This window comes from Acinetobacter sp. LipI_23 (genome assembly GCF_058243045.1).
Map to the genome: position 1 here is coordinate 1,025,966 of NZ_JBZAYJ010000001.1, position 13,964 is coordinate 1,039,929.

At 40.4% G+C, this 13,964-nt stretch carries 13 protein-coding genes and 2 tRNA genes; 9 read left to right on the forward strand and 6 right to left on the reverse strand.

What is annotated here, in order from left to right; genetic code table 11:
- Window positions 1-19 precede the first annotated feature (19 nt).
- Window positions 20-1,183, reverse strand: coding sequence for a sterol desaturase family protein (locus tag AC4CVD_RS05085; protein ID WP_159128214.1), 1,164 nt, complete (start codon window positions 1,181-1,183; stop codon window positions 20-22).
- A gap of 241 nt (window positions 1,184-1,424) precedes the next feature.
- On the opposite strand from AC4CVD_RS05085, the gene AC4CVD_RS05090 reads away from it, so the two are divergent.
- The 6 genes from AC4CVD_RS05090 (at window position 1,425) to AC4CVD_RS05115 (ending at window position 5,257) form a co-directional block, all read left to right on the forward strand.
- Complete coding sequence (locus tag AC4CVD_RS05090; RefSeq protein ID WP_151836905.1) at window positions 1,425-1,946, forward strand: PadR family transcriptional regulator; 522 nt, start codon at window positions 1,425-1,427, stop codon at window positions 1,944-1,946.
- 9 nt (window positions 1,947-1,955) lie between these two features.
- A complete protein-coding gene (locus AC4CVD_RS05095) occupies window positions 1,956-2,267 on the forward strand; it encodes a DUF3861 domain-containing protein (RefSeq protein ID WP_151836904.1) in 312 nt (103 codons plus the stop codon).
- 22 nt (window positions 2,268-2,289) lie between these two features.
- Window positions 2,290-2,550, forward strand: coding sequence for a DUF2798 domain-containing protein (locus AC4CVD_RS05100; RefSeq protein ID WP_004694355.1), 261 nt, complete (start codon window positions 2,290-2,292; stop codon window positions 2,548-2,550).
- Window positions 2,551-2,780: 230 nt separating this feature from the next.
- The gene (locus AC4CVD_RS05105; RefSeq protein ID WP_490752274.1) at window positions 2,781-3,773 is read left to right on the forward strand and encodes an NAD(P)H-quinone oxidoreductase; all 993 of its coding nucleotides are present in this window, start codon (window positions 2,781-2,783) and stop codon (window positions 3,771-3,773) included.
- Window positions 3,774-3,974: 201 nt separating this feature from the next.
- A complete protein-coding gene (locus AC4CVD_RS05110; protein ID WP_238953681.1) occupies window positions 3,975-4,205 on the forward strand; it encodes a hypothetical protein in 231 nt (76 codons plus the stop codon).
- 146 nt (window positions 4,206-4,351) lie between these two features.
- The gene (locus AC4CVD_RS05115) at window positions 4,352-5,257 is read left to right on the forward strand and encodes a helix-turn-helix transcriptional regulator (RefSeq protein ID WP_490752276.1); all 906 of its coding nucleotides are present in this window, start codon (window positions 4,352-4,354) and stop codon (window positions 5,255-5,257) included.
- A gap of 140 nt (window positions 5,258-5,397) precedes the next feature.
- Here AC4CVD_RS05115 and AC4CVD_RS05120 read toward each other — a convergent pair.
- Window positions 5,398-5,483 (reverse strand) — tRNA-Leu (locus AC4CVD_RS05120).
- Between the two features lie 10 nt (window positions 5,484-5,493).
- Window positions 5,494-5,567, reverse strand: a tRNA-Cys gene (locus AC4CVD_RS05125).
- A gap of 152 nt (window positions 5,568-5,719) precedes the next feature.
- Here AC4CVD_RS05125 and folD point away from each other — a divergent pair.
- Both folD and AC4CVD_RS05135 read left to right on the forward strand, forming a co-directional pair.
- Window positions 5,720-6,568, forward strand: coding sequence for a bifunctional methylenetetrahydrofolate dehydrogenase/methenyltetrahydrofolate cyclohydrolase FolD (gene folD, locus AC4CVD_RS05130; RefSeq protein ID WP_010326278.1), 849 nt, complete (start codon window positions 5,720-5,722; stop codon window positions 6,566-6,568).
- Window positions 6,569-6,840: 272 nt separating this feature from the next.
- Window positions 6,841-7,527, forward strand: a complete 687-nt coding sequence (locus AC4CVD_RS05135) for a class I SAM-dependent methyltransferase (RefSeq protein ID WP_490752278.1) — start codon at window positions 6,841-6,843, stop codon at window positions 7,525-7,527.
- Between the two features lie 25 nt (window positions 7,528-7,552).
- Here AC4CVD_RS05135 and AC4CVD_RS05140 read toward each other — a convergent pair whose 3' ends face one another.
- Together AC4CVD_RS05140 and AC4CVD_RS05145 are read right to left on the reverse strand one after the other, a co-directional pair.
- A complete protein-coding gene (locus AC4CVD_RS05140) occupies window positions 7,553-7,981 on the reverse strand; it encodes a hypothetical protein (protein ID WP_242760237.1) in 429 nt (142 codons plus the stop codon).
- 172 nt (window positions 7,982-8,153) lie between these two features.
- Entirely contained in the window at window positions 8,154-9,473 is a 1,320-nt protein-coding gene (locus AC4CVD_RS05145) for an MFS transporter (RefSeq protein WP_490752280.1), read from the reverse strand.
- Between the two features lie 538 nt (window positions 9,474-10,011).
- Between AC4CVD_RS05145 and glpD the strand changes: the two genes are divergently transcribed.
- Window positions 10,012-11,529 (forward strand): glycerol-3-phosphate dehydrogenase, encoded by a 1,518-nt coding sequence (glpD, locus tag AC4CVD_RS05150; protein ID WP_490752282.1) that lies wholly within the window; start codon window positions 10,012-10,014, stop codon window positions 11,527-11,529.
- Between the two features lie 358 nt (window positions 11,530-11,887).
- On the opposite strand, the gene AC4CVD_RS05155 is transcribed toward glpD, so the two are convergent.
- Window positions 11,888-13,720: a phosphoenolpyruvate carboxykinase (GTP) gene (locus tag AC4CVD_RS05155; protein WP_490752284.1), complete on the reverse strand. Its 1,833-nt coding sequence runs from the start codon at window positions 13,718-13,720 to the stop codon at window positions 11,888-11,890.
- Window positions 13,721-13,964: the final 244 nt, after the last annotated feature.

Genomic DNA, 13,964 nt, shown 5'->3' on the forward strand with positions numbered 1-13,964 from the left:
TGTTAATCGATTGGTTTTGTTAGGAAGTCTCATTATCTTTGTTTAAGCGCTTTTTCAGTTTATTCACATAACGTTTAAATGGCCAAGTAAACTGCTTCACAAAACTGTTTGGAATTTTATAGCCGACGGTGCCATATACACTGGCCAAATGATTAGGCATGTAAATCGATTTAAAAATCACGTCATAAAGTGGAATAAAGGCTGCATAATTTTTATCAATCGCAGGCTTTTCAGAAGAATGATGCCAGTGATGAAATTCAGGTGTTGCGATCAACCAGCGCAGATAGGGAAAGCGGAAACGCACGTTGGAGTGAATGAAAATGGCATGGAAAGAAATAAAGACCAAATAAGCAAAGACTGCAGAGGTATGAAAACCTAACAGAAAAATTGGTAAGGTTGCGATAAAACGGGTCATTAACACTTCAACGATGTGTAAGCGTGAAGAGGCTAGCCAGTCCATTTGTTCCGTTGAATGGTGAATGGCATGAAAGCGCCATAAAAAGTTCACTTCATGCATCGCACGGTGTAACCAATAGGTAGTGAAGTCCACCACGATCAATAACTCAATAAACTGCAACCAAATTGGCTGCGCCTGCACATAAGGCACAATCGGGTTATTGGGAATATGTGTGATCCAATACTGAATAGGCATGACCGTTAAAAATGAAAAAAGCTGAATGCCAATATGGCTAAACATGAAATATTTCATGTCTGTGACCCAGCCAACGCGCAGAATTTTCTGTTCAGTGTTCTTTGCAAAGAATCCTTCAAGTGGTATGAAAACTAAAGCAAGGATGATTAAGGTAATAACGAAATAATCAAAACCTGCATAAAAGGGTAGAGCAGGCAATGTCGGTGCTTTGATCAGTCCACAGCCTAAAATAGCTGCTAAAATGGTGATACACAAACCATAAAAACCATATTTATTCTGTTTAATGATCGCACTATAGGTACCAAAGCCAGCACTGATTACAATGCCAAACAGTAAGGTATAATAGAAAACATCATAGTGTTTGCTATATAGCGGGCGTAGCTCTGGTGTGGTGAGCACAGTGGGAAATAAAAAACATAAAGCAGCAAAAATACCCAAAAAGCCTAAGGAAACAGAAAGAAATGCACTGATCTTGCCTTGCCCAGCATTGAGTTGTAGGTTTTCAAATTTTTTTCTAAGTTGATCTGTCATTTTAATTTAATTCTGAATTTTAGGAGTTTTGTCAGAGTTCACTTGAGGGGGTGAGCATGCAACATAAGTTAAATTTTAGCGGTATTGCAACTGTTCAGCAATCTTATCTAAAAATATCAAGTAATCCTTCACGGTTACCTATTTGATTTTAAATTTTGATGTTCTATTTCAGGGCTTGAGGTTGCAATTCTTAAAAAACAACTTAAGATATATCTTAGTAATTTAAAGATGTATCTTGTTTATGTCTAAAGCACAAAAAGTTGAACCCTTTACTGATTTGGAAATAGCGCCAGTGTTACGTAAACAGCGCCTATTTGAAGTGGGTCAGATGAAACTTTTAGCCTTACATCTCATTTCATTTGCACCTAAATATGGCTATGACCTCATTAAAGAGGTGGGTGAAATTGTGGGAGGGGGCTATTGCCCAAGTGCAGGAACGATCTATCCAACCTTGAATTATTTGGAAGAGCAACAGTTTGTTCAGGTCGCATTAGATGGCGCTGAACGTAAGCAATACCGTATAACAACCTTGGGTTTGAAGCATCTTGAGGCTGAGCAAGCAAATGTGGAAAAGATTTTATCTCGTTTCGACACGCGTAAACAAATTCAAAATAATGAACAATATCTTGATATTAAACGTGCGATGGAAAACCTCAAAGCTTCTTTAAAGCTCAAGATCCAATACAGTGAGCTGAGCCCTAAACAAATTCGTGCTATTGCAGAACAAATCGATCAAGCAGCAGTGAATATTGCACGTCTCTAGGAAAACAGAATGAAACAACATACTTATGAAGTCATACTCAAACACATTGCAGATGCTCAAGGCAACCCGTCGAACTATACAGATACTTTGAGTTTTAACACCTATAACCACGACGATATTTTTAAAGTGTTACAGGTGATTCAAAACAGTCAAATGCTGGATGATGATGAAGCAGCGAAATCATTTACTGTTGGTTTAAAGCTCTTTAGTGAGGTGATGCTAGAGCATAAAAACCTTCCACTCTTTAAAGATTTTATGCCCCATTTTGGACAGTTTATGAAAGCTTTAAAACAAACCGTTAAAACGCAAAGCCAAAGCTAATTTTTATTTACTCAGGTCGATTATGTTCAACACGCTCCCCAAAATTCATATCAAACATTTAAATTGGTTAATGCCGTTATTACTTTCAGGCCTGATGAGTGGTTCTATTTCTGGTTTTAACTTACTGTTAAATAAAGGCTTAGTGCATAATTTTTTCCATCTTTGGCTCAAAAGCTGGAGTCTATCTTGGCTGATTGCATTTCCTCTGATTATGGTGTTTTTGCCTTTGGTTCGTAAATTTCTAATGCAGTTTGTGTCTTTGCCTGATCAGCCACGCAACTGAATACTTGTGCTTTTTATCTGGACCTAATGGTTCTAGGTGATGTTTGAGAGGGATGTTGAATGCAGTCGGATTGATGTCGCAGCTTGCTTTTTTTATCAATGATCAGCGCTATCGCGCAGCAAAATAGGCTTCAGACTATACATAAGTACGGTGTTATTCATTTCAATTTATTTCTATGATCAAATAGGTCTATGAAACTTGAAAAATATCGCAAGAGTTAGGAATAAATCATGTCACAAGAAACGATGCAACAGGTCATTATTACAGAGCCGGGTGGTGTGGATAAGCTGGCATATGAAACAGTGACGATCCCTGAAGCAAAAGCAGATGAGGTCCTGGTTAAGGTCCATGCGTTTGGTATTAACCGTCCAGATATTTTACAGCGTCAAGGTTTATATCCAATGCCGCCTGGGGTAACACAAGTGCCGGGGCTTGAGGTTGCAGGTGAGGTCGTTGCAGTTGGAGCTGAAGTTACCCAGTTTAAATTAGGCGATAAAGTTTGTGGTTTGACCAATGGTGGTGGTTATGCAGAGTATTGTGTGGTTCCACAAAGCCAAACTTTACATATTCCAGAAAATGTAAGCTTTGTGGAAGCGGCGGCTATTCCTGAAACTTTTTTCACGGTCTGGGCCAATGTGTTCCAAATGGGTAAAGCTAAAGCAGGGGAAGTGGTGTTGGTACATGGTGGAACCAGTGGTATTGGCACCACGGCACTCATGCTATGTAAAGCATTGGATATTAAAACCTTTGCAACCGTCGGCAGCGATGAAAAAGTACAAGCCATTGCGAATTTGACAGATGCCATCAATTATAAAACCCAAGACTTTGAACACGAGATCAATGAGAAAACGGATAATGCTGGTGTTGATGTCATTTTAGATATGGTGGGTGCACCGTATTTAGAAAAGAATTTGAACTTGCTTCGCCGCGATGGACGTTTGGTTTATATTGCCTTTTTAGGTGGTGCAAAAGCCAAAGAGGTTAAGTTGGGGCAAATTATGATGAAGCGTTTAACCATCACGGGTTCGACCATGCGTGCACGAAATACGGCTGAGAAAGCGGAGATTGCACAAGGTTTACAAGATCATGTAGCACCGCTATGGGCCAAAGGTGAGTGCTTGCCAATGATTTATCAAACTTTTGAGTTCGATCAGATTCAAGCAGCACATGCGTGCATGGATACGGGTGAGCACGTGGGTAAAGTTGTGGTAAAAATTCTGTAATATTTCTATAGTATAAAAAGTAGAGCTGACCTAGTGTCAGCTTTTTTTTGCCTAAAATTTTGCCAAAAAATAAAAATAATGTACTGAAAACAGAAAATAATTTCACAAAGATTAAAAATGATAACTGCTCGACACAACCTGTCAAAACCGTGGTGTAAATTTGCAACTAAATTTAAACCTGACAAATTTACGTGGTTTTAAATGAAAAATAAAACAGAAAAGAGGGTTGTCATGAAAATTTTATCGACATCATATACACATGCGCATGGTTTCCGTGCGCTCAAGCGCTTGCATAAGGCGGTTATCTATAATAGTGTTTTACCTGATGAGTTACACAAGTTGTATAAAGCCTTAATTCATTTTGAGCGCTATATAGAGCGATTAGCGCATCAGCAAACCGCTGTAAAGAAGAAGAAATCTAACAAACATTGAACGCTTTTTTTTGATAAAAAATGACATAGCTTGAAAGCTAACCGTTTGTCTTTTACTTAATATTATTCAGTGACTTATATTGAATATAATGCTTAGGCATTTAACTATAAATAAAGACACAACATTGATTGTGCAGCGAGGGCAATATGAAGCGTAAAGCTTCAACACATGAACGCCTTGCGGAGCGTTTAGCAAATATTTTGACTAAATTAAATACTGGATATCAATTAGGGGTTGCAGAACTAGCACATGAATTTCAGGTGAGTACGCGAACGATAGAGCGAGATTTTGATCGTCTCAATACGTATTTGCCTTTACTTCAAGATGAATATACCAAGAAGTACTTTTTAGATCCTGTTTATCTTGGGCGCTTTAAGCTACAAGACATTCAGAACTTTGCGCAGCTTTCTGGGATCAGTGAGCTCTATCCATCTCTAGATATGTCTTTTCTACGTGGCCTGCTTGATGAGCGAGCGAATCAAGTATTCTCTGCCAAAGGTTATTATTATGAAAATGCGCAGCAATTTGCTGAACATTTTCAGGTTTTTGCTGATGCAATTCACAAGCGTCAAAAAATCAGTTTTATTTATAATGATCGTTTGCGAGATGTAGACCCATATCGATTAATTCATCATCATGGCAGTTGGTATTTGGCTGCGGCTGTAGGTGACGAATTGCGTGCTTATCGTTTAAGTAAAATAAATCAGGTGGTTGTACATGAGTCGGAGCTTTTCGAGCACCATTTAGTGGTCTTGACCCAATTAGAGCTCAGTGAGGGGATTTGGTTTGCAAAGCATAAGCAAACGGTGAAAATATCGGTGCGACCTGAAGTTGCCTTATATTTTAAGCAACGTCTATTATTGCCAGAGCAACAAATCGTACTAGAAGATGCATCAGGTGGTTTGTTAATTGATTGTCAAATTTGCCATGAAATGCAACTTTTACCTTTGGTGCGCTATTGGATTCCATACATTAAAATTATTGAGCCAGCTCATTTTCAAGAAAAATTAGAACAAGATCTGCAACATTATTTATTACCACCCTTATCGTGATAAACGAATGAGATATTATTTTTAAGAGAGTCAATGTGCTCTCTTTTTTTTTGTGCATTGTATTATGCTTTTTCTGTAGGCATAAAAAAACCAGCTTAACGCTGGGTTCTTTATATGCACCATACTTAGAAGTATAAGAATGGTGCCCGAGGCCAGACTCGAACTGGCACGCTTTGTGGGCGGGGGATTTTAAATCCCCTGTGTCTACCGATTTCACCACTCGGGCTTTAACAAGATGGAGGCGGAGGTCGGAATCGAACCGGCGTCCACGGAGTTGCAGTCCGCTGCATGACCACTCTGCCACCCCGCCGCGTCTTGTTGATGCGTATATTAGCAAGCTCTGAAAAAAAAACAATAGTGCTTTCATTCGTATGCGCATAAAAACAGCATATAGCGAAAAATATTTAAAATTATCATGTATTATGTGCAAAATTGATTCATATCAACACTTGGAGATGTGCCGTGGCATTAGTTTTAGATGGTCGTGCATTGGCAAAACAAATTGAAGCTGACTTGTTAACTCGCGTTGAAGCGCTCAAAGCAAAATCAGGTCGTACCCCAATTCTTGCGACTATTTTGGTGGGTGACGATGGCGCATCTGCAACTTATGTACGTATGAAAGGAAATGCCTGTCGTCGTGTTGGTATGGACTCACTTAAAGTTGAACTTCCAAAAGAGACCACCACTGAACAATTGTTGGCTGAAATTGAAAAACTGAATGCAAATCCTGATGTTCACGGTATTTTACTTCAGCATCCAGTTCCTGAACAAATTGATGAGCGTGCATGTTTTGATGCCATCTCTCTTGCAAAAGATGTGGATGGCGTAACTTGTCTTGGTTTTGGTCGTATGGCTATGGGTGAGGCAGCATATGGTTCTGCGACACCTGCAGGTATTATGACTATTTTGCAAGAAAACAATATTGAAATTGCTGGAAAGCATGCTGTTGTTGTAGGACGTTCTGCAATTTTGGGTAAGCCAATGGCTGCGATGTTACTTCAAGCCAATGCGACCGTAACGATCTGTCACTCACGTACTCAGAACTTAGCTGACTTTGTGAAACAAGCCGATATTATCGTGGGCGCGGTTGGTAAGGCGGAATTGATTCAAAAAGATTGGATCAAACAAGGTGCAGTGGTTGTTGATGCTGGTTTCCATCCACGTGATGGTGGTGGTGTGGGCGACATTCAATTGGTTGGTATTGAAGAAGTGGCTTCTGCGTACACACCTGTTCCAGGTGGTGTTGGCCCAATGACCATTACCACGTTGATTCGTCAAACAGTTGAAGCTGCTGAAAAAGCTTTAGGTTAATTTTTATAAGACTCTAAAATCAGTTTTATGTTGGTGTTGGAGTCTTGACATCGTCATTTGCTGCTGTTCGAGGCCGGACCAAATTCGATAAAAATGTTTCTGCGAAGCATTAAATAAATGATGATTTCAGTCGAGTTCAGCAAATGGCAATGGTTTTGCCTACTTTTGTCGAAACAAAAGTAGGTCGAACCGAAGGTTATGCATATCATGCGTCTTAATGTGTAAGACTCCGTCGTGCGTTTATTAAAAAATTCTACAAATATAAAATGTCCATGAGCTGTACTTTCCAATTTCCTCAAGCACCTAAACATTTACTTCAAGCCCTGCATGAGGTGATTCCACAGTGTGAATTGCTTGCGCAACAGCTTCCTGAAACATCTATTTCGCTGTGGCTCATTCCTCCCGTATTTCCAACCGATAAACTGGATGATGAAATCATTCGTCGCATTTGGAATGAAACGCCATATTGGATCTTTTGTTGGGCTTCAGGCCTAGCCATGGCGCAGTGGTTACTGGCAGAGTCTCATCATGTCAAAGATAAGGTGGTCTTGGATTTTGGCGCAGGTTCAGGTGTGGTGGCGATTGCAGCCAAAATAGCGGGTGCAAAACGTGTGATTTGTTGCGATATTGATGCAGTTAGTTTAGATGCTTGCCGTGCCAATGCAGAACTTAATAATGTAGAGCTAGAGTATTTGGATGACTTGTATCAATCTGAACAGGTCGATGTTCTATTGGCTGCCGATGTTTTATATGACCAATGTAATCGATTCTTTTTAGATGAATTTTTAAAGTTTGCACCTGATGTGTGGGTGGCAGATAGTCGTGTTAAAAATTTTAGTCATCCGCAATACATAAAGCTCGATGAGCGTAGTGCCACAACTTGGCCAGATCTAGATGAGTCACCAGAGTTTCGCAATGTGAGTTTTTATCGAACTTTGAATGTTCAAAAAGGGCACTAAGCCCTTTTTTATATATCAGAAGGTCTTAAGAGCAGGTATAGCGTACAACATGGAGTGTGCTTGGTCGTGCTTCAAGTGACTCGCGTGTTGCAAAGTTTTCACCTTGGTGTAAGTCGGGTGTATTGCTTAATCCAAAAGTGGCACGGCTTTGACCAATTTGGCGGCCATATTCGGGAACATCCGCTGCGGTGTTTGGTATTTCATTAATACTTAAAATCGCCAATTTATAATTTTTTTGTGAACCTAAAACTTTTTGGCAAGCACGTTGTAATTTGTTTTCATCGAGTTGCTGGTTCTTACGAGCAGCAAGCGTATAAGCAAGGGTAGCGCTCGACGCTGATTGATGTTCAATTTGATAACCAACATTGCCATTGTATTGGCGAGGCGTGCTTTGACATGCAGATACTGCTAAAACGATACAGCTTAAGCCTAAAAGTTTATACGTATTTTTCATATAAAAAGTTCCTAACATTATTCTTGTTCTTAGTATGCCATACACGGGTGTAATTCACGATAATTCAATCGATCAAGTTTTGGTAAAAAAATTGATCAAACATAAAAAATGCCTTCATTCGAGAAGGCATTTTTTATGTTTAGCTTCTTAACTTACATGCTTACTTTAAGCATTAATAATCGGTAATCATGCTGTGCTTTTTGGTGTCTTTCATAAAGATGTAGGTCAGTAGAGATAAACCAATCATGAAGGTGATGTAGTAAAAGAAGTAGTTTTCATGTCCTGCATTTTTAAAGCTCAACGCCACAAGCTCTGCTGTGCCACCAAAGATGGTATTAGCAATTGCATAAGGTAGGGCAACCCCTAGTGCACGAATATGTGCTGGAAAGAGCTCTGCTTTGACTACGGCATTAATTGCGGTATAACCCGTTACAATTACCATACCGCTCATACATAGCATAAATGCGGTTGTTGGACTGCTGGTTGAACCTAGACCGTTGAAAATTGGTATTGTGAACAGTACACCCAATACGCCAAAAGTGATCATAATTGGTTTACGACCAATTTTATCAGACAGTGCACCCACCACAGGTTGTAGTAGCATGAAGACAAAGATTGCTGCTGTGGTGATCTCTGTTGCTGTGGTTTTCTCAAAACCTGAGGTGTTAACCAAGTATTTTTGTAAATACGTAGTAAAGGTATTGAATGCCAGTGTTCCACCTGCGGTCAGCATAATTACGGTGAACGCTTGCTTTGGGTATTTGGTAAATAAAGCAAGTGCACTTGATTTTGGGCCACCATTTTTAGCTTGTTCTTGTGCATCTTTTGAGGATTGGGTTTCGACCAAGCCACGACGAATCCAGAACACCACAATAGCAAGTACAGCGCCAATGAAAAATGGAATACGCCAGCCCCATTCAGATAACTGTGCTTCGCTCATGGTGCGTTGTAAAATGATCAACACACACAGCGCCAAGAGCTGACCAGAAATGAGGGTCACATACTGAAAACTAGAGAAGAAACCACGATGGTTTTTTCCAGCCATTTCTGTTAAATAGGTTGCGCTTGAACCGTACTCTCCACCAACACTTAAACCTTGCAATAAACGGGCAAAGAGTAATAAGGCAGGTGCGAGCATACCCACACTGGCATAGGTAGGTGCACAGGCAATAATCAAAGATCCCACACACATTAAAGATACAGACAGGGTAAGACCTGATTTACGTCCTTTACGGTCTGCATAAATGCCCATGATCCACGCGCCAATAGGACGCATCAGGAAGCCCAGTGCAAAGACGGCAGCAGCTTGTAAAAGTTTTACCGTGTCATCCCCTTCAGGGAAAAACTGTGGCGCGAAATATAAGGTAAATGCGGCATAGACATACCAGTCGTACCATTCAACTAAGTTGCCAGCTGAACCACCGAGAATCGATTTTAAGCGGGTCTTTTTATCGATGCTTACCGGAGCAGCTTGGGGAGATAGATCAGTCACAAAAATTTCCCAAAGAGAAGTTCGGAAAATACATCTTTTAACTTTTTAAGTAGAAAAAGTTAAAACAATATATTTTAAGATTAAACAAAAAATTCTGTTTCGTTATACGCCCCTTATCCTTGGACTTCATTCGACTTTAGTCTAAATGTTGGTATGATTTGTATGCTGTTAAGTTTTTCTAATGAATATCTTTATTTTAATGGGAAATTATCATTTTACTTATCTAAAACAAAGCCTTGTGATTTTGTAATATGTGAATAGTCAATTAAAATACAAAGAGTTATCGTGCTTTTTCTTTTATGGTAAATGTTGTTTTTTTAAAGAGAAAGTTGTTTTTTGGTTTGGAAATTGGTTAATTTTTCACTAAATAGTGAAAATTAAAAATTAAATTGTAAAAACAGATTAAGGTTATTAATTTATTTAAAGTAGCGCATTTTCTCTGATTTGACTGGCTTTGGAATATGATAAGATTGGATTTTGATGTTAAGTTTAGCGGGAAGAACAAAAATAACACAATAACTCAACGAGAGAGGTGAATATGCAAGACACAGATGCCATTTATGACATTGCCGTTGTGGGCGCGGGCATCAATGGGGTGGGCATTGCAAATGATGCTGTAGGGCGTGGTTTAAGTGTTTTTGTCTGTGAAAAAGATGATTTAGCCAGTCATACGTCTTCAGCCAGTAGTAAGCTCATTCATGGTGGATTGCGTTATCTCGAACAGAAAGAATTTCGTTTGGTGCGTGAAGCGTTATTAGAGCGTGAAGTACTGTTAAAAAAAGCCCCACATTTGATCCATCCTATGCGTTTTATTATGCCGCATTTACCTTATTTACGTCCGGCGTGGCTGATTCGTTCAGGCTTATTTATCTATGACTATTTGGCAAAACGAGAAACATTAGAGGGTTCAGAGCTTGTTCATTTTAATGTCGACAGCCCCTTAAAAGACACCATTAAACGTGGTTTCGAATATTCAGACTGTACTGTAGATGACGCACGGTTAGTGGTGGTTAATGCAATCCAGGCACATGAGCTAGGAGCTCAAATTCGGACACAAACGCGATGCGTTTCTGCGGTTCAGCAGGAGGGTGTGTGGTGCCTAACGTTGGAGCATCAAAAACAACATTACCAAATTAAAGCTCGAACTTTAGTTAATGCAACGGGTGCATGGGTCACAGATTTTATTCAACAACAACTGTCCCAAACCCCAAAGGCAGGCATTCGATTAGTTCAGGGCAGTCATATTATCGTGAAGCGTTTATACCTGGAGCAGCATGCGTTTATTTTGCAAAATGATGATCAACGCATTGTGTTTGTGATTCCTTATTTAGATGAATACAGCCTGATTGGTACCACTGACGTAGAGTTTGAGGGTGATGCAAATTATGTCCACATTACCGAGCAGGAAATGGCTTATTTGATTGATGTGATTAATGACCACTTCAAGCTTCAATTACAGCCAGAAGATGTAATTTCAAGCTTTGCAGGCGTAAGGGCGCTGTATGATGATGCAAGTACACAAGCCTCTAAAGTGACACGTGATTATGTACTGGCGATGTCTAAACCTGTCGCGGATGATGCGCCATTGTTATCTGTTTATGGTGGAAAGTTAACGACTTATCGAAAGTTGGCGGAAGCGGCTTTGCTACAGTTGAAACGTTATTTTCCACACATGAAGGCGGAATGGACGGCTGCGGCAAAACTCCCAGGTGCGGAAGGTTTTAGTTCAGTCGAGGTTTTATGTGCAGAGTTGATGCATGAAATCAAAGGGCTAGAGTCTCAAACAGCGCATCGTTGGGCAAACAGTTATGGTAGTCGAGTGTGGCATATGCTCGCTGAGAACAAAGATGTACAAACTTTAGGGCAGTCTTTTGGCCATGGTTTGTATCAGCAAGAAGTGGATTATATGGTGAAACGTGAGTGGGCCATCAGCAGTGAAGATATTTTAAAACGACGGACTAAACTGTATTTAAAATTTGATGCCCTAGAAGCTCAAGCTTTAGACCTCTACTTGCAGGATTTACACCTGCGTCGTATGCAAGGAGATGCTGCATAGTGTGAAGTATGTGTAATGGCTACAGTTGATTTTGTTCTATTAAAAAAGCCGCTATCGCAGCTTTTTTAGATTTAAATTTCGATTTCGCCGATTTGATGTGCGCACTCAGCAAAACGCGGATAAAGTTCAATCACGCTGCCAGAAAAATCTCTAACGGCTTTGATGCGCTTTTTGATCTCAAATTTAGTTGAATCAGGGGTGTCTTTGATCGAGTAAACATGAAGTGTTGGCTGAGTTGTCGCTACTTATTTTAGTCGCGATTGGCTGGATAGGTTTTGTTGACTTATATAGTTTTAAAATTATAAATAGATTAAAAAAAGACCGCTCATGCGGTCTTTTTTTTGGCTTAATTTAAAGATTAAGCAGATTGCTTAACAGCATCTAAAAGTTCGTTTTGACGAGCTTTAAGTGCAGCTGGTAGGCGTTCACCAAGTTTGTCGAATAGTTCAGTGTGGCTTTCAAGCTCTTTGATCCATTGATCTTTGTCTTGAGAAGTCACAAGGTCAAACTGGGCTTTAGTGAAGTCAGAACCTGTCCAGTTCAACTGTTCATAAGTTGGAACTAAACCAATTGGTGTTTCAACTGCATCAGCACGACCTTCACAACGGTCAATAATCCACTCAAGAACACGCATGTTTTGACCGAAACCAGGCCATACGAAGTTGCCTTCAGCATTACGACGGAACCAGTTCACGTTGTAGATGCCCGGAAGTTTGTTGCCCGCAGCTTTCGCTTTTGCTGCTACTTCTTCACCAAGCTCTAACCAGTGAGAGAAGTAATCCGCCATGTTGTAACCCGCAAATGGAAGCATTGCGAATGGGTCACGACGAACAATACCTTGTTGGCCAACGGCCGCAGCAGTTGTTTCAGAGCCCATAGTTGCAGCTTTGTAAACACCATCTACCCAGTCAAATGCTTCTGAAATTAGAGGCACTGTGTCCGCACGGCGACCACCAAAGATGAACGCTGAAATTGGAACACCTGCTGGATTTTCCCAGTCAGCATCGATAGAAGGACATTGACCTGCTGAAACAGTGAAGCGCGCATTTGGATGAGCCGCTTTTTCTGCGCCAGTGTGAGGTTGACCTTTCCAGTTAGTCAGGTTAGCAGGTGCTTCTTTAGTAAGACCTTCCCACCATACTTCGCCGTTGTCAGTTACCGCAACGTTGGTATAAATCACGTTTTTGTGAAGTGTAGCCATACAGTTCGGGTTGGTCTTGGTATTTGTACCAGGCGCTACACCGAAGAAACCTGCTTCTGGGTTGATTGCGTATAAGCGACCGTCTTCACCTGGTTTGATCCAAGCAATATCGTCACCTACAGTTTCAATTTTCCAACCTTCGTAGCCTGCTGGTGGAATCAACATTGCGAAGTTTGTTTTACCACAAGCAGAAGGGAATGCCGCTGCGATGTAGTGTTTTTCGCCTTGAGGATTAGTCACACCAAGGATCAGCATGTGTTCTGCTAACCAACCTTGTTGACGACCCATAGAAGACGCAATACGTAAAGCTAAGCATTTTTTACCTAACAATGCGTTACCGCCGTAACCAGAACCGTAAGACCAGATTTCACGTGTTTCTGGGTAATGCACGATGTATTTTTCAGGGTTGCAAGGCCATGCAACGTCTTTTTCGCCATCAGCAAGCGGCGCACCAACAGTATGTACGCAAGGAATAAATTCACCGTCTGTACCAAGAACGTCATAAACAGCTTTACCCATGCGAGCCATTTTAGACATGCTAACTGCTACATATGGAGAGTCAGTTAATTCGATACCAATATGCGCAATATGAGAACCCAATGGGCCCATAGAGAACGGTACTACATATAAAGTACGACCTGCCATTGAACCGTCAAACAAACCATTTAGGCGGGCACGCATTTCAGCAGGCTCTTCCCAGTTGTTTGTTGCACCAGCATCTTCTTGTTTTTCAGAGCAGATGTAAGTACGACCTTCAACACGAGCAACGTCAGAAGGATCAGAATTAGCAAGATAAGAACCAGGATGCGTTTCTTGGTTAAGCGCTTGCATTGTGCCGTTAGCGATCATCAAGTTGATATAACGTTGATATTCTTCTTCGCTGCCGTCACACCATTCAATTTTCGCTGGTTTTGTTAATTTTGCAATTTCTTCCACCCACGCAATAAGCTTAGGGTGACGAACGAATTCTGGTGCGTTCACTTGGGTCATGGTGAGGCCTATCTCAAATATGTACACGTTTGTACAAAGTACAATCTCAGCAATAAAATTTACTGCAGAGATGAAAAGATGAAAAAAAGTGGCTGTATTAAAGCATAATTTGATAAAAAAAATAAGACCAAAGGCGTATCTAAATTATGAACAGTTCGATGGGGTTGCTTCATTTTAACTATTAAAAAACAATAGTTTGGTTTGATTTTTTGCTTTTATTTTGTGTATTTATTATATTTATGAG

Bases quoted from the DNA above. Each gene is read 5' to 3' on its own strand.
- AC4CVD_RS05155 (WP_490752284.1), bottom strand. From the start codon at position 13,720: ATGACCCAAGTGAACGCACCAGAATTCGTTCGTCACCCTAAGCTTATT.
- AC4CVD_RS05105 (WP_490752274.1), top strand. From the start codon at position 2,781: ATGTCACAAGAAACGATGCAACAGGTCATTATTACAGAGCCGGGTGGT.
- AC4CVD_RS05095 (WP_151836904.1), top strand. From the start codon at position 1,956: ATGAAACAACATACTTATGAAGTCATACTCAAACACATTGCAGATGCT.
- AC4CVD_RS05100 (WP_004694355.1), top strand. From the start codon at position 2,290: ATGTTCAACACGCTCCCCAAAATTCATATCAAACATTTAAATTGGTTA.
- AC4CVD_RS05085 (WP_159128214.1), bottom strand. From the start codon at position 1,183: ATGACAGATCAACTTAGAAAAAAATTTGAAAACCTACAACTCAATGCT.
- AC4CVD_RS05135 (WP_490752278.1), top strand. From the start codon at position 6,841: ATGAGCTGTACTTTCCAATTTCCTCAAGCACCTAAACATTTACTTCAA.
- AC4CVD_RS05140 (WP_242760237.1), bottom strand. From the start codon at position 7,981: ATGAAAAATACGTATAAACTTTTAGGCTTAAGCTGTATCGTTTTAGCA.
- AC4CVD_RS05110 (WP_238953681.1), top strand. From the start codon at position 3,975: ATGAAAAATAAAACAGAAAAGAGGGTTGTCATGAAAATTTTATCGACA.
- glpD (WP_490752282.1), top strand. From the start codon at position 10,012: ATGCAAGACACAGATGCCATTTATGACATTGCCGTTGTGGGCGCGGGC.
- AC4CVD_RS05090 (WP_151836905.1), top strand. From the start codon at position 1,425: ATGTCTAAAGCACAAAAAGTTGAACCCTTTACTGATTTGGAAATAGCG.
- AC4CVD_RS05115 (WP_490752276.1), top strand. From the start codon at position 4,352: ATGAAGCGTAAAGCTTCAACACATGAACGCCTTGCGGAGCGTTTAGCA.